This window comes from Mesorhizobium sp. 1M-11 (assembly GCF_001303895.1).
Taxonomy (GTDB): domain Bacteria; phylum Pseudomonadota; class Alphaproteobacteria; order Rhizobiales; family Rhizobiaceae; genus Mesorhizobium.
The window spans coordinates 22,788-37,244 of record NZ_LJSD01000019.1; the positions used below are offsets into that span (position 1 = coordinate 22,788).

Here is a 14,457-nt window from a genome sequence, read left to right on the forward strand (position 1 = left end):
CAGGCCACAGCCTAGAACCGAAGGTTTTCGCAATCGATCTGAAAAGCGCCCGGGAAAGGGCACTTTTCAGGCAGGAATCGAAGGGCTTGCAACTGATCTGAAAAGCACCCTCTCGCGGGTGCTTTTCGTGTCCGCTTGCTACCGGCGTCAGTTGCCGGGGCGCGGACGCGGCAGCGGAATGCCTATCTTCGGCGTCGGCGCGAAGGCATTGGCTGTCACCGGCGTGAGCGGCGCTTCGCCGATTGTCGCCGGGGGGGTTGGAGCCGCTTCCGGCGATGCGGCCACCGCGACCGGCGGCCGGCCGTTGCCATAATAGGTCGCTGCCTCCGCCGACACCGGTCCCGGCGCCTGCAGCACCAGCCGGCATTCCTTCGGCAGGCTCGCCATGGTCATGATGTCGCGCGCCTTGGGGGCGTCCGGATTCTTGTTCGGGCGCCATGGCTCCTCGGTGAACCACCAGGCCAGCGACTTGTCGCAGCCGTCGCCCGGCGCCGTTGCCGCCTGTTCCTTGCAGCCGTGCGATCCCGGCTGGCAGCCGATGCGGACATGGAAATGATAGTCGTGGCCCCAGAACGGCCTGATCTTGCGCAGCCAGCTGCGGTCGCCGGTCACGGTATCGCAGAGCTTCTTCTTGATGCCGGGATTGACCAGGATGCGCTCGACTTCCGGGTAGCTCGCCGCGCGGCGCAGGAGCTGGGTATGCTGGGGGGTCCACCGCTGGTCGTAGACGAGATGCGTCTTCGGGTCGACCATCAGCCTGGCGCTCTTGTTCTCGCGCTCAGCCATGGTCAGGTCGCGGCTCGGTTTTGGCGTCAGCCAGATGTCGGCATCGAGGCCGATCTGGTGCGAGGCGTGGCCGGTCAGCATCGGGCCGCCGCGCGGTTGCGAGATGTCGCCGAGCAAAAGGCCCGGCCAGCCATCAGCCTCGGCGTCGCGCGAGAATTTCTCGAGCAGCGCGATCATCGTCGGATGGCCCCAGCGACGATTGCGCGAAGGGCGCATCACCGTCCAGGTGTCGCCCTCCAGCGGAATGGCAACGCCACCCGTGAAACAGCCTTTCGAATAAAAGCCGAAGGATTGCGGCTCGGTCGCAGCCGGCAGTTTTTCGGCGCCGAACAGGTTCTTGGCCAGTTCCTCGGCCATAGCCGGACGCGCCTCGAATTCGAGGGCGCCAAGAAGCGTGGCCAATCCCGCCAGAACAAAGGTCGCCTTGCGGGCAATGGTTCGCAGCCGTTTCGTCACTTACCCTCTCCCTGCTTTCGCAGTCCCTTCAATCCGACGCAGGCCGAATCATACCATGCCTCGGCCGTCTCCTGCGATCACGAGCGCTTCATCGGGCTGCGCGCCGCTCCCTTGTCCCAGTCTCCACTCGCCCACATCTGGTCGAAGGCGGCGTGGTAGTCGGGAAAGCGGAACGCATAACCCGTAGCCTTGATCTCCGCGTTGGAGACGCGCTTGTTCTCGCCATAAAAGGACCGCGCCATGGGCGAAAGTTGGGCGGTGGCGAAATCGGTCTCCGGCGGAGGCGGTACATTCATCAACGTGGCGGCATAGGTCACGACGTCCTGCGGCGGTGCGGGCAGGTCGTCGGTGATGTTGAAAATGCCGCCGAGATCGCCCTCTGCGAGATGTAGAAGAGCGCCGGAAATGTCATCGCGATGAATGCGGTTGAACACCTGATCCGGCTTGATCAGCCGTTTGGCGGTGCCGTCGGCGAGATTGACGAAGGCGTTGCGGCCTGGGCCGTAAATGCCGGAAAGGCGCAGCACGGCGACAGGCCGCCCGATCTCGTGGCCGAGAGCCTGCCAGGCCTGTTCCGCCTTGAGTCTCAAGGTGGAGCGTTCCGACACCGGGCGGCATTCGGCTTTTTCATCGACCCAGGCGCCGCCATGATCGCCATAGACGCCGACCGTCGACAGATAGCCGATCCAGCGTAGCGCCGGCATCCGGGTCACGATCGTGTCGTGAGCCGCTCGCAGCACCGGGTCGCCAGCCGTCTCTGGCGCGATCGAGATCAACAGATGGGTGGTTTCGTTGAGTGCGGCTTCGATTTGCGGTGTGAGCGTTCCGTCGAAGATCAAGGGCTCGATGTCGGCCTGCCTGAGGGCTTCGAATTTTCCCTGCGAGCGCGTCGTGCCGGTAAAGCGACCGAAATCATGGTTCTGGCCGGCGAAAGCCTGGGCGGAGTAGCCGGCTCCGAAAATGAAAATCCTGTTGCCGCTCATGCTGCCCTTCCGTTGTTTTCCGCCTCGTCGATGGCCCGGCGCCACTCGTCCCGAACGGCCGTGTCATCTTCGTGCGGCAACGCCGTTGCCGCCAGCTCGCGCACTGTATCGCCTGCAATCAGCCGCGACAGTGCCCACACCGCCGCACCCCGAACCAGCGGCGAAGCATCGTCGAGCAGCTCTCGCACCGGCGTGACAAGGCTCTGATCGCAGGAATTGCCGGCAGCGATCAGCACGTTGCGGATGAAACGGTCGCGGCCGATTCGCTTGACCGGCGAGCCGGAGAAGAGAGTGCGGAACCCTGCGTCGTCGAGCTTGAGCAGATCGGCCAGCGCCGGCTCGCGCAGATCGGCTCTCGCAACGAGCTTCGCTTCGGAGGCAGCCTGCGCAAACTTGTTCCAGGGGCAGGCCGCCAGGCAATCGTCACAGCCATAGATGCGGTTGCCGATGGCGGCGCGGAATTCGCGTGGGATCGGCCCTTTATTCTCGATGGTGAGGTAGGAGATGCAACGGCGGGCATCGAGCCGGTAAGGGGCGGGGAACGCATCGGTCGGGCAGGCGTCGAGGCAGGCGCGGCAGGAGCCGCAATGATCCTCTTCGGCTGCATCGGGCTCGAGTTCCGCGGTCGCGAAGATGGTGCCGAGAAACAGCCACGAGCCGTGCTCGCGACTGACAAGGTTGGTGTGCTTGCCTTGCCAGCCGAGCCCCGCCGCCTCGGCCAGGGGCTTTTCCATCACCGGCGCGGTGTCGACGAACACCTTCACGTCGCCGCCGGCCGCAGCCGCGATCTTGCCGGCGATTTCCTTCAGCCGACCCTTGATGACGTCGTGATAGTCACGGTTCCGGGCATAAACGGAGATCGCGCCCCGATCAGGCTGCTGCTGAAGTGCCCGCGGATCGTGATCGGGGCCGTAGTTCATCGCCAGCACGACGATGGAACGGACATCCGGCCACAAGACGGAAGGATCCGCGCGGCGCTCCAGCGTCTCCGCCATCCATCCCATCGAGCCGTGAAAGCCGGCCGACAGGAATTCCGCCAGACGCACCGGCGCCTGCGGAATGGCGTCCGGCGTGGTGATGGCGACCGCGTCGAAACCAGCGCGCCGCGCTTCACGGTCGATCAGCCCACGCAGCTTGGTCGGGTCAGAAATCGAGGTCCGCATAATGCGACACCGGCGACAGGCCACGTACGCGGTCGGCCAGCAAGGGGCGGAAAGAAGGCCGCGACTTCACGCGCGTGTACCATTCGCGCGCCGCGCCATGTTCGCGCCATTCGATCTCGCCCAGATAATCGAGGACGGAGAGGGTGGCTGCGGCAGCCAGATCCGCGTAGGTGATGCGGCTGCCGGCCAGCCAATGACGCGTGCCGGCCAGCCAGTTGGTGTATTTCATATGCTGGCGGATGTTCGCACGCGCCGCGCGGATGGCAGTCGAGTCCGGGGAGCCGCCGCCGGCATCCGACGGCATCTGCGGCTTCAGCACCCGCTCGCGCACCAGATGGCGCGTCACTTCGCTCTCCGCCTTGATGAGATACCAGTCCGTGAGGCGGCGGATTTCCGCACGCTCCATCGGCCCTTCCACGAACAGGCGCTTGTCGCGCTTCAACACGCCACGTGTCTCGTCCAGATATTCGGCAATCACGCCGGCGCCGATGATCGGCACGTCGCCTTCCGCAAGCAGGATCGGCAGCGTCCCGGCCGGGTTGAGCGCCAGGAACTCCTTGCGCCTGGTCCAGGGCTTCTCCTCGATCAGCGCAAGCTCCTCGCCATATTCGCCGAAAGCGAGGCGTACGAAGCGGCAACTGGCGAACATGGGGTGGTGGAAAAGCGTCAGCATCGTCCCGGATGATATATGCGCTGGCGAATCGCTGGCCGCGCCGATAAGTCTTTCTTGCCCGATTCCACGGGTTGGTCAGGGTGCTGCGAGCTATAGGAGCAGTTGAGCACGCTGACAAGCAAGCCCCGACGCTGCATTCGTCACAGTTTTGCAACTTTGACAGTGTGTCTAAGCGCCGGTTCGACAGATTCGAACGCGAGCGGACGCAAAAGATCGGGTCCCGCTTTGCCGATCGCACTGCCCGTGAGGTACTTATGAATTTCCAGACATTGGTGGAAGCGCTGTTGCTCGGCCTGCTTGAGGGGCTGACCGAATTCCTCCCCGTCTCCTCCACTGGCCATATCCTGCTGGCCGGTCATTTTCTCGGTTTCGAATCCACCGGCAAGGTTTTCGAGGTGCTGATCCAACTCGGTGCCATTCTCGCCATCCTCAGCCTCTATGCCGGCAAGATCTGGGCCTTCCTGCGCCGCCCGGGCGCCTTCGGCCTGCTGATCGAGGCTGCGATCGGCGCCATCGCTTCGCTGATCTGGCTCGCCGGCTGCGCCTTCGAACTGGTTGCGGCGACGGTCAGGCGCCGGCGCGTCAACATGTTCGTTCCCCCGGAAATCTCGAACGACCACAGCGTGCGCCTGCTGGTCGGCGTGTTCCTGGCCTTCATGCCCGCTGCCGTCATCGGCATGCTGGCGCATGACTTCATCAAGACGGTGCTGTTCGAAACGCCGAAGCTGATCTGCATCATGCTGATCCTGGGCGGCATCGTGCTTTTGTGGCTCGACCGGCTGGACCTGAAACCGAAATATCACGACGCCTCGGAGCTACCGCTGTCGATGTGCCTGAAGATCGGCCTGTTCCAGTGCCTGGCGATGATTCCCGGCACCTCACGCTCGGGTGCCACCATCGTCGGGTCGCTTTTGATGGGTGTCGACAAGCGGGCAGCTGCCGAATTTTCCTTCTTTCTCGCCATTCCGACCATGCTCGGCGCCTTTACGCTCGACCTGATCAAGAACCGCCACCTGCTTTCAGGCGGCGATTTCCCGATCATCGCGGTCGGCTTCCTCGCCGCCTTCTTCACCGCCGTCATCGTGGTGCGCAGCCTGCTCGGCTACATTTCGCGGCACGGCTATTCGCTGTTCGGCTGGTGGCGGCTGATCGTCGGCGCCCTTGGGCTCGTTGCGCTGTTCATCTGGGGCTGACGGCAAGAGCAGTTCCAGAAAAAAGTGTAGCGGTTTTTCCTTCGGAATTGCGCCAGACAAAGAAAAAGAGGCCGGATTTCTCCGGCCTCCAATTGGCAAATCGATGAGAAAAGATCAGGCAGCCGGCCTGCGCTGATTGAATTGGCCGGTGGCCCGGAAGCGCCAGAGGTAGCTCGGCAGGATGGCCCCAAGTGTCCGAGGCGTGATGCCGGTCGCGGCAAAGGTGCGGCCTTCCTTGACCGCCTCTTCGGAAACAACGTTGTCGGACTGCAACTGCGTGACCTGGTCGTTGGTGAGCAGCGGCTTCGGCAGCAGGCCCAGGATCGAGGCCTGGAGCCTGGCCATCCACCACGGCACCGGAACCAGCATGCGCTTGCGTTCGATCACCGCCAGCATTTCCTGCATGCATTCCTTGAAGGTCAGCACCTTCGGTCCGCCAAGCTCGTAGATCTTGCCGCCCTCGACAGCACCATCGACCGAACGCGCGATCGCCTCCGCGACATCGCCGACATAGACCGGCTGCAGGCGTGTCTCGCCACCGCCGAGCAGCGGCAGGGCCGGCGAAAAGCGCGCCATGGCGGCGAAACGGTTGAAGAACCCATCCTCCGGACCGAAATTGATCGAAGGCCGATAGATGACGGCATTCGGCACGGTCTCGAGAACCGCCTTTTCGCCGAGCGCCTTGGTGCGGGCATAGGCGGATTCGGAATCGACGCTGGCGCCGAGTGCCGAGACATGGGTCAGACCGGCACCAGCCGAACGGGCAGCCTCGGCGATGGCGCGGGCGCCGAAATCCTGCACGGCGCCGAAACGCTGGCGGCCGCTTTCATAGAGAATGCCGACAAGGTTGACGACATGGTCGGCGCCCTGAACGGCATGGTCGACCGACCAGCGCACGCGCACATTGGCCTGGACAGGCTGGATCTGGCCGACATTGCCGAGCGGCTGCAGATGGCCGGCAAGGTCGGGACGGCGGCAGGCGACCCGGATGCGATAGCCGCGCTTGGCCAGCGCACGCACGACATGCCGCCCGACAAAGCCGGAACCGCCGAAAACGACGACAAGCTTGGGGGTCTGCAGGATTTCGGTCATGGCTGGCTCCGGCGCTCTAAAGCCGTTTCATAGTCGGTTTCTCGCCAAAGGCAAAGGGCGACAGGAGGTCGCCGCGACTTGGTCTACGCGAGCTCGGCGGCATTCGCCATCTGCCGGCGATAACCGGGCCCAGACCCTGGGCTTCAGCGCTTGTGCCGTTCGGCGAAATCGGCGATGCGCTCGACGATTTCCTTGGAAACGGTGATGCCGCGCGCGCTGGCTTTTTCAGTTGCCGCCGCCTTCGAAAGCCCCGGTATATGAACGCCGTAATGGTGGTTCAGCCGGTGGAGTTGATCCTTCATGCGCTTCTCGAAATCGGGATCGAGCAGCTTGGGCTCGATCGCCAGCACGAACAGGCCGGTACCGGGGCTGTCGGATCCGCCATCGAACCAGGGTGCGTCGAGCGACCAGTTCGCGCCGGAAAGCCCTGCCGCCAGCACCTCGACCATCAAGGCGATGTTGGCGCCGCGCGAGCCGCCAAAGGCCAGCAGCGCGCCCTTCATGGCCGCTGTCGCGTCGGTCGTCGGATTGCCGCTGGCATCGAGCGCCCAGCCTTCGGGGATAGCCTTGCCGTCGGCGGCCGCCGTGCGGATGTTGAGGAAAGCGGTTGCGCTGGACGATTGGTCGACGATCAGCGGCCCGCCGTCGGCCTGCGGGCAGGCGAAGGACATCGGATTGGTGCAGTAGACCGGTTTTGTCGAACCGGAACCGGCAAGCAGGGCCGGGCCATTGGTGGCGGCGAAGGAAACGAGACCCTGCTCTGCGAGGCGGCCGGTGAAATAGCCGAGCGCGCCGGCGGTGTAGGCATTTTTCTGCGAGAAGATCGTCACGCCGAAGAGCCGCGCCGTCTTGGCGATATCTTCAAAGACGCGGTCGAAGCCGGTATGGGCGGCTCCGCCTTGCGCGTCTGAGAGATAGACGGCGAGCGCCGGTCGGGTGATCACCGGTTCCGCCTTGCCACGGATGCGGCCGGCCTCCAGCGCTTCCAGATAGTCGATGTAGTGGGACAGGCCGACGGCCGTGTTGCCCTCGGCTTCGGCGGCAATCGCTGCGGCTGCAATGGAGCGCGCGGTTTCGTCGCTGGCGCCGGCGCCCAGTGCCGCCATCCGGCAAAGCGCTGCGGCCTGTTCGAGACTGAGCTGCATTTCCTTTCACCCCTAGAGCGTTTCCGTTTCCACGGAAACGCGGAAACACTCTATCTCTTTGTTTTTACACATGATCTCTATCCGAAAAGTCTGCAACTTTTCGGGATCATGCTCAAGCTGCGTCCGTAGCTCATATCTACGTCGCGATCCGGGCCGGAATTCGGCTAGCCTAGCCTTGCCGGGATGCGCGCTTCGATCTTGCGGAACGCAAATACGATAACCCCGGTAATGGCCATATAGACCAGCGCGAGCAGCAGCAAGGGTTCATAGGTGACGAAGGTCTCCTGGCGTACCCGCGAGGCGACGGAATAGATGTCGACCATGGTGATGGTCGCCACCAGCGGCGTCGCCTTGAGCTGCAGGACCGTCTCGCCGGCCAGCGTCGGCAGAGCCCGCCTCAGCGCCTGCGGCAGCCAGATGCGGCGGAAAGCGGTCCAGCGCCGCATGCCGAAGGCGCGGGCCGCTTCAAGCTGCCCCTTTGGCACGCCGGCGAAGGCGCCGCGCATCACCTCGCCTTCATAACCGGCGTAGGAAAGCGTGAGCGCCAGCACACCGTAAGGCCAGGCCTGCCTGAGATAGGGCCAAAGGAACGATTCCCGGATCCAGGGGAATTGCGGGAACAGCGAGCCCAGCCCGTAATAAAGTAGCCACAGCTGCAGCAGCAGCGGCGTGCCGCGGATGACCGTGCAGAACACGCGCGCCGGCACCGCCAGGAAAGCGGGACCTGCGGCTTGCGCGAAGCCGATCGGGATCGCCAGCGTGATGCCGAGCGCGGCGGTTACGACGAGCAGCCAGATGGTGCGCCATATGCCTTGCAGGGCGAGCGGCAGATAAGCCGGCAGCCAGTCCCATCGCATGAGGAACGCACAAGCCAGGACGATCGCCGCCGCGACGATGATCAGCACGATGCGGTGCGGTTGCAGCCATTCCGATGTACGGGCAATGGTCCTCGTCATGGCCATCAGCGCGTCTCCATCACCGATGGCATGCCGCGCCGCGAGTAACGCTCGAAACGGGAAATGATGATGTTCGATACCAGCGTCAGCGCCAGATAAAGCACGCCGGCGGCGAAGAAGAAGGTGAAATACGCCTTGGTGGCGCCGGCGGCGAGCCGCGTGGTCTGGGTCAGCTCGTTGAAGCCGACGACGGCAAGCAGCGCCGTATCCTTGGTGGCGATCAGCCAGAGATTGGCGAGGCCGGGGATGGCGTAAGGCGCCATGGCCGGCAAGGTAATGCGCCTCAGCTGCAATATAGGCGACATGCCGTAGGCGCGCGCGGCCTCGATCTGGCCCTGAGGAATGGCAAGGATGGCGCCGCGCAGCACTTCCGTCGAATAGGCGCCCTGGACGACGCCGAGCACGCAGATGCCGGCGATCAGGCCGTTGATGTCGACCGGTGCATAGCCGAGCAGCGTCAGAAGCCTGTTCACCAGGTCGGTGCCGGCGAAATAGAGCAGCAGGATCAGCACCAGCTCCGGAACCGCGCGCACGATGGTGGTGTAGAGGCCGAAGAGGTCGCGCGCCATCGGGCTGCCATAGAGCTTGCCGTAGGCGCCGCAGATGCCGATCAGCAAGCCGAGCCCAAACGAGCCGCAGGCAATTCCGACGGAAGCAAGCAGGCCACGCAGCAGGTTTCCGCCCCAGCCGGGTGGATCGAATGCCAGAAGTTCGGCGAGACCGGCCGCCGAGGCCGAAAGGAAGATGTCTGTCAGCGTCCTCACTCCGACTGAGGCGATTTCGAAGAATTACAGCGCCGCGTACCGCCGCTGGAGGGCTACGCAGATTCAAAGGGTTGGAGCGTCCTTGCGCGTCCGAGGAACGCGTGGCGCTCTGTCTCGAATGAGCCGGCGCGCCCCCCGACGTGCCGGCTCACGATCCGGCCTGGCGCGGAACGCCGGCCGGATGGCGCGTCGCCTCTCGGGGGCGCCGCGCGTGACCCGTTACATCGGGATGCTAGTTCGACTGCACCTCGTCGCCATAGACGTCGAAGTCGAAGTACTTCTTGGTGATCTCGCCATATTTGCCATTGGCGCGGATGCCCTTGATGGCGGCGCTGATCTTGTCCTTGAGTTCGGTGTCGCCCTTGCGCACGCCGGCGCCGACGCCGGGCCCGAGCACTTCGAGATCGGGTGCCACGGTGCCCTTCATGTCGCAACAGCCCTTGCCCTGGTCGGATTTCAGGAACGCGTCCAGTGCGATCTGGTCGGCCTGGGTGGCGTCGATGCGGCCGGCGGCGAGGTCCTGATTGGCCTCATCCTGTGTCTGGTATTCCTTGATCTCGGCCGCGGTCGAAGCGAAGTGCTTCTTGGCGTAGGCGGCATGGACAGTCGACACCTGCACGCCAAGCACCTTGCCCTTGAGCCCTTCCGGCGAGGCGTCGAACTTCTGGTCCTTGGCACCGACGATCGAGGTCGGGGTGTTGTAGTACTTGTCCGAGAAGTCGATCTCCTTCTGGCGTTCCGCGGTGATCGACATCGAGTTCATGATCGCGTCGATCTTCTTGGTCTTCAGACCGGGAATGAGGCCATCCCAGGGAATCGGTGTCAGCACGCAGTCGAGCTTGGCCTCGGCGCAGATCGCCATGGCGATGTCGACTTCCCAGCCACCCCATTTGCCGGACGAATCCTGCGAATAGAAAGGTGGATAGGCTTCCGGCGAAAAGCCCACCTTCACCTGCTCGGCACTGGCCGAGAAGGTTCCCGCCAGCGCGATCGCGGCAGCGGCAACCGCTGTCTTCAGAAATGTTTTCATGCCCTGTTCTCCCGTTGTTTTTGACTGTCCCGTTGTCTTCTTCCTGCTTTCGCCGGCCCCTCACCAGTCAGCCGACATTGCGCAGAAACTGTTTCAGCCGTTCGGATTTCGGTGCGCCGAACACCCGTTCCGGCGGTCCTTCTTCCTCGACCAGCCCGTTGTGGAGGTAGATGACGTGTGTCGCGACCTCGCGGGCGAATTTCATTTCATGCGTGACCAGCACCATGGTGCGGCCCTCGCGCGCCAGATCGCCGATCACCTTCAGCACTTCGCCCACCAGTTCAGGGTCGAGTGCAGAAGTCGGCTCGTCAAACAGCATGACCCTCGGCTGGATGGCAAGCGCCCTGGCGATCGCCGCGCGTTGCTGCTGGCCGCCGGACAGGAAGTGCGGGTAGACGTCGCGCTTTTCGGCGAGCCCGACACGCGCGAGCAGCTTTTCGGCGGTGGCGATGGCCTCCTCGCGCTTCACGCCGAGGACATGCACGGGCACTTCGATGACGTTCTGCAGAAGCGTCATATGGCTCCACAGGTTGAAGCTCTGGAATACCATGCCCAGCCGCGAGCGGATGCGTTCGATCTGGCGGCGGTCGGCGGGAACCGTGTGGCCATGGCTGTCGGCCTTCAGCTTGATCTCCTCGCCATTGACGCGAATGATGCCGCTGGTCGGGTTTTCCAGACAGTTGATGCAACGAAGCAGCGTCGACTTGCCCGAGCCGCTGCCGCCGATGATGGCCACGACCTCGCCGTCGCGCGCAGACAGCGACACGCCCTTCAAGACGTGAAGGTCACCAAATTTCTTGTGCAGGTTTTCGACATGGATGGCTTCGGCGGCGCTCTTCCGCGCCTCGCCGGATGGGATTGCGGCAGCTCCAGCCGCGCTCACCGGGTGACCTCTGTGCGGTCGACGGCAGTTCGTCGAACGACTATCCGGCTAATCAACATACGCTGTACTGTCCCGCTCCTGACTTCAGCATGGACCCGGCAGCGCGAGCCCGTCAATCCCGCTCATTACGGCACTTGCGGCCTTGTTGTGCAAGTGTATAAATAGCCCCCGATGAAATTTTCTCGATTTTTTTCAGCTTAAAAGGGCATCGATGAGCGCTTTCGGATCACAGTCCATGGCGGCGCCGCTGCGGCGGGTGCTGATGCGGTCGGCGGCCAACGCGATGCGTGGCGCTGACAGAGCCGCCTGGCACTATGGCCCGGGTTTCGACCCGGCGAAAGCAGCGGTACAGCACGCGGCTCTCGCCGAGCTCGTGGCAGCTTCCGGCGCCGAAATCGAATGGATCGAAGACAAGGCCGACGGGCTTTCGGATTCGGTGTTCACGCACGATCCGTCGCTGATGACGGACCGTGGCGCGTTGATCCTGTCCATGGGCAAGCCGCTGCGTGCGGGGGAGCCCTCCCTGCACGAGGAAACCTACAAGCGGCTGGGCATTCCGATCCTCGGCCGCGTCGAGGCTCCCGGCCAGGTCGAGGGCGGCGATTGCGTATGGGTGGATGCCCGTACGCTGGCGATCGGGCGCGGCGTCCGCTCAAACCAGGAAGGCATCCAGCAGGTTTCCAACCTGCTGACACCACTTGGCATCTCCGTCTACGGCTTCGACCTGCCGCTGTGGCAAGGCGAAGAGGCCTGCCTGCATCTGATGTCGGTGATCAGCCCGCTGGCCGACGATCTCGCACTGGTCTATTCGCCCCTGCTGCCGGCGCCGTTCTATCAGATGCTCAGGGCGCGAGGCATCCGGCTGGTCGAGGGCGATGCCGAAGAGTTCGCCGCTTCCAATGGTCTCAGCCTGAACGTTCTGCCGACCAGCCCGCATAATGTCATTGCGGTTGCCGGCTTCCCCAGGACAAAGGCTGCGATGGAGGCCGCTGGCTGCGCCGTCGAAATTTTCGAAGCGGATGCGCTCTGCATCGCTTGCGAAGGCGGGCCGACATGCCTGACGCGGCCGATCTTGCGTCAATGAATGTGCCGTCCCGTCGCAAGTTCCGCCGCGAGGGCGAGGAGCGGCGGCGACAGGATCTGATCGAGGCAACCCTGGACAGTGTGGCCGAACATGGCCTGCAGGGTGCCACCTTGCGCGCCATCGCATTGCGCGCCGGCGTCACCGCCGGGCTGATCCGGCACTATTTCCCGGGCAAGGAAGAGTTGCTGCAGGAGGCCTATGCAACGTTGGTTGGCCGCATGACCGAGCAGGCGAAAGCCGCACTGGTCATGGAGGATGCCTTGCCGCGTCAGCGCCTCGCGGCTTTCGTCACCGCCAATCTCAACGCGCCGATCATCGATGCGCGGGTGTTTTCACTGTGGGCAACCTTCATCGGCCGCGCCAGTGCGGATCCAGCTTTGGCCCATGCCCACCGCGAAGGCTATCTCGGCTTTCGCAACGAGGTGGAAGCGGTCGTCGCCGAAGTGCTCGCTGCCGAACGGCGCAAGGCGGACGCAAGCCAGCTGCGCCACCATGCCATCGCGATCAACGCAATCATCGATGGGCTCTGGATCGAAGGCAGTCTGGCCGGCGAGATGTTCTCGCCCGGCGAACTGGCGGCGATCGGCATCAGGGCTGTCGAGGCCGAGCTCGGCCTTGCGCCGGAAGAAGGAGGAAGCCAATGACCACCGTCGGCGAGGCGTTGATTTCGCTGCTCGAAGCGCATGGCGTGGATACCGTCTTCGGTATTCCCGGCGTGCACACTGTCGAGCTTTATCGCGGCCTTGCCGGCTCGCGCATCCGCCACATCACGCCGCGCCACGAACAGGGCGCCGGTTTCATGGCCGACGGCTATGCACGTGCTTGCGGAAAACCAGGCGTCGCCTTCGTCATCACCGGGCCGGGGCTCACCAACACCATCACCGCCATGGGCCAGGCCCGTGCCGATTCCGTGCCGATGCTTGTCATCTCAGGCGTCAACGCGACGCCCACTCTTGGTCTAGGCCTGGGTTATCTGCACGAATTGCCGGACCAGCAGGGTATGATGGCCAAGGTGGCGGCGTTCTCGGAGCGCATCACCGACCCTGCCCGACTGCCCGCCGTTCTCGGTCGTGCTTTCGATCTTTTCCGCTCGGCCCGACCCGGTCCTGTTCATATCGAAATTCCTCTGGATGTCATGGGCCTGCCGGTGGAGGCATTGAAGGCCGTGTCCTCCGCAGCGCAGCCCCGGACGCCCGATCCCGCCACGATCCAGAAAGCAGCGGCGCTTCTCGCCGGTGCCGGGAAGCCCCTGCTTCTCGCCGGCGGCGGCGCCCGCCACGCCGAGGCGCCGCTGCGGCAGTTGGCTGAACGCCTCGATGCGCCGGTTGTCCAGACCGCCAACGCGCGCGGCCTCATGCACGGTCATGCGCTGACCGTTCCCGCCAGTCCCAGCCTCAAGGCGGTGCGCGCACTGATTGCGGACAGCGATGTCATACTGGCCGCCGGCACCGAGTTCGGCCCGACCGACTATGACATGTATGGCGACGGCGGTTTCGCGGTACCGGCCCAACTGGTGCGCATCGATATCGATGCAGGCCAGCTCCAGCGTCACCCGGCCACGATCGCCATCGAAGCCGATTGCGGGGAGGCGCTCGAAGTGCTGGCGGCTGCAATCGATCGGTCGAAAGGCCCGGCCAGCGGCGCCGAGCGTGCCGCGGCAGCACGATTGGCTGCCTTTGCCGAGATCGGTCCCGCCATGCAGGCGCAGGTGGCGGCCGTCGAGACCATCCGCGCGAGCCTGCCTGGCGCCATCATCGTCGGGGATTCGACGCAGCCGATCTACGCCGCCAATCTCTATTATGATCACGACCGTCCGTCCGGGTGGTTCAATGCGGCCACCGGCTTCGGTGCGCTGGGCTATGGCCCGCCCGCGGCGATCGGCGCAGCCCTGGCTGTCCCGAGCGCACCGGTGGTATGCCTTACCGGCGACGGCGGCTTCCAGTTCACCTTGCCGGAAATCGCCGCTGCGCTCGACTCGGAAGCGCCGGTAACCTTCGTGGTCTGGAACAATCGTGGCTATCGCGAGATCGAAACCTCGATGCGCGATGTCGGCGTTGAACCAGTCGGCGTCTCGCCTGCACCGCCGGATTTCTGCAAGCTGGCTGATGCTTATGGCATCGGTTCGCAGAAGTTGCAGGGCCCTGCCGGTCTTGCGCAGGCACTCGGCAAGGCGCGGGCGACAAAAAAGCCTTTCCTTATCGAGATTTCGGTTGAGTGAGAGCGCGAAAGGCGCGACTTTCAGGTATCCT

The 14,457-nt window shown here is 64.2% G+C and carries 14 protein-coding genes; 4 read left to right on the top strand and 10 right to left on the bottom strand.

The genetic code is table 11. From position 1 onward, the window contains the following. Positions 1–147: 147 nt before the first annotated feature. The 4 genes from mepA to AO692_RS10805 form a co-directional block, all read right to left on the bottom strand. The gene (gene mepA, locus AO692_RS10790; protein ID WP_244483326.1) at positions 148–1,197 is read right to left on the bottom strand and encodes a penicillin-insensitive murein endopeptidase; all 1,050 of its coding nucleotides are present in this window, start codon (positions 1,195–1,197) and stop codon (positions 148–150) included. Positions 1,198–1,319: 122 nt separating this feature from the next. After that, entirely contained in the window at positions 1,320–2,225 is a 906-nt protein-coding gene (locus AO692_RS10795; protein ID WP_054310076.1) for an SDR family oxidoreductase, read from the bottom strand. Continuing rightward, the gene (gene queG, locus AO692_RS10800; protein WP_054310077.1) at positions 2,222–3,388 is read right to left on the bottom strand and encodes a tRNA epoxyqueuosine(34) reductase QueG; all 1,167 of its coding nucleotides are present in this window, start codon (positions 3,386–3,388) and stop codon (positions 2,222–2,224) included. The genes AO692_RS10795 and queG overlap by 4 nt, the downstream gene beginning before the upstream one ends. Then, positions 3,369–4,061 (bottom strand): glutathione S-transferase family protein, encoded by a 693-nt coding sequence (locus AO692_RS10805; protein WP_054310078.1) that lies wholly within the window; start codon positions 4,059–4,061, stop codon positions 3,369–3,371. Before AO692_RS10805 ends, queG begins: the two co-directional genes overlap by 20 nt. Positions 4,062–4,315: 254 nt before the next feature. On the opposite strand from AO692_RS10805, the gene AO692_RS10810 reads away from it, so the two are divergent. Continuing rightward, positions 4,316–5,254, top strand: a complete 939-nt coding sequence (locus AO692_RS10810) for an undecaprenyl-diphosphate phosphatase (protein ID WP_054310079.1) — start codon at positions 4,316–4,318, stop codon at positions 5,252–5,254. Positions 5,255–5,368: 114 nt separating this feature from the next. Here the strand turns inward: AO692_RS10810 and AO692_RS10815 are convergent, their stop codons facing one another. The 6 genes from AO692_RS10815 to AO692_RS10840 form a co-directional block, all read right to left on the bottom strand. Continuing rightward, positions 5,369–6,346, bottom strand: coding sequence for a complex I NDUFA9 subunit family protein (locus tag AO692_RS10815; protein WP_054310080.1), 978 nt, complete (start codon positions 6,344–6,346; stop codon positions 5,369–5,371). Between the two features lie 143 nt (positions 6,347–6,489). Continuing rightward, entirely contained in the window at positions 6,490–7,491 is a 1,002-nt protein-coding gene (locus tag AO692_RS10820) for an Ldh family oxidoreductase (RefSeq protein ID WP_054310081.1), read from the bottom strand. A 164-nt stretch (positions 7,492–7,655) separates the two neighbouring features. Beyond that, positions 7,656–8,453 carry an ABC transporter permease gene (locus tag AO692_RS10825; RefSeq protein WP_054310082.1) on the bottom strand — a complete coding sequence of 266 codons (798 nt, stop codon included), beginning with the start codon at positions 8,451–8,453 and terminating at the stop codon, positions 7,656–7,658. Continuing rightward, positions 8,453–9,202 (bottom strand): ABC transporter permease, encoded by a 750-nt coding sequence (locus AO692_RS10830; RefSeq protein WP_054310106.1) that lies wholly within the window; start codon positions 9,200–9,202, stop codon positions 8,453–8,455. The genes AO692_RS10825 and AO692_RS10830 overlap by 1 nt, the downstream gene beginning before the upstream one ends. 241 nt (positions 9,203–9,443) lie before the next feature. Then, complete coding sequence (locus tag AO692_RS10835; protein WP_054310083.1) at positions 9,444–10,241, bottom strand: transporter substrate-binding domain-containing protein; 798 nt, start codon at positions 10,239–10,241, stop codon at positions 9,444–9,446. 67 nt (positions 10,242–10,308) lie between these two features. Beyond that, positions 10,309–11,124 carry an ABC transporter ATP-binding protein gene (locus AO692_RS10840; protein WP_054310084.1) on the bottom strand — a complete coding sequence of 272 codons (816 nt, stop codon included), beginning with the start codon at positions 11,122–11,124 and terminating at the stop codon, positions 10,309–10,311. 211 nt (positions 11,125–11,335) lie between these two features. Between AO692_RS10840 and AO692_RS10845 the strand changes: the two genes are divergently transcribed. The 3 genes from AO692_RS10845 to AO692_RS10855 are packed head-to-tail and all read left to right on the top strand — an operon-like array spanning position 11,336 to position 14,426. Further along, entirely contained in the window at positions 11,336–12,208 is an 873-nt protein-coding gene (locus AO692_RS10845) for a dimethylarginine dimethylaminohydrolase family protein (protein WP_054310085.1), read from the top strand. Continuing rightward, complete coding sequence (locus tag AO692_RS10850; RefSeq protein ID WP_082407315.1) at positions 12,178–12,852, top strand: TetR family transcriptional regulator C-terminal domain-containing protein; 675 nt, start codon at positions 12,178–12,180, stop codon at positions 12,850–12,852. The genes AO692_RS10845 and AO692_RS10850 overlap by 31 nt, the downstream gene beginning before the upstream one ends. Then, positions 12,849–14,426: a 5-guanidino-2-oxopentanoate decarboxylase gene (locus AO692_RS10855; RefSeq protein WP_054310087.1), complete on the top strand. Its 1,578-nt coding sequence runs from the start codon at positions 12,849–12,851 to the stop codon at positions 14,424–14,426. Before AO692_RS10850 ends, AO692_RS10855 begins: the two co-directional genes overlap by 4 nt. The last annotated feature ends 31 nt before the right edge of the window (positions 14,427–14,457 follow it).

Bases quoted from the DNA above. Each gene is read 5' to 3' on its own strand.
- AO692_RS10845 (WP_054310085.1), top strand. From the start codon at position 11,336: ATGAGCGCTTTCGGATCACAGTCCATGGCGGCGCCGCTGCGGCGGGTG.
- AO692_RS10850 (WP_082407315.1), top strand. From the start codon at position 12,178: ATGCCTGACGCGGCCGATCTTGCGTCAATGAATGTGCCGTCCCGTCGC.
- AO692_RS10855 (WP_054310087.1), top strand. From the start codon at position 12,849: ATGACCACCGTCGGCGAGGCGTTGATTTCGCTGCTCGAAGCGCATGGC.
- AO692_RS10795 (WP_054310076.1), bottom strand. From the start codon at position 2,225: ATGAGCGGCAACAGGATTTTCATTTTCGGAGCCGGCTACTCCGCCCAG.
- AO692_RS10835 (WP_054310083.1), bottom strand. From the start codon at position 10,241: ATGAAAACATTTCTGAAGACAGCGGTTGCCGCTGCCGCGATCGCGCTG.
- AO692_RS10805 (WP_054310078.1), bottom strand. From the start codon at position 4,061: ATGCTGACGCTTTTCCACCACCCCATGTTCGCCAGTTGCCGCTTCGTA.
- AO692_RS10820 (WP_054310081.1), bottom strand. From the start codon at position 7,491: ATGCAGCTCAGTCTCGAACAGGCCGCAGCGCTTTGCCGGATGGCGGCA.
- AO692_RS10810 (WP_054310079.1), top strand. From the start codon at position 4,316: ATGAATTTCCAGACATTGGTGGAAGCGCTGTTGCTCGGCCTGCTTGAG.
- AO692_RS10815 (WP_054310080.1), bottom strand. From the start codon at position 6,346: ATGACCGAAATCCTGCAGACCCCCAAGCTTGTCGTCGTTTTCGGCGGT.
- AO692_RS10825 (WP_054310082.1), bottom strand. From the start codon at position 8,453: ATGGCCATGACGAGGACCATTGCCCGTACATCGGAATGGCTGCAACCG.
- queG (WP_054310077.1), bottom strand. From the start codon at position 3,388: ATGCGGACCTCGATTTCTGACCCGACCAAGCTGCGTGGGCTGATCGAC.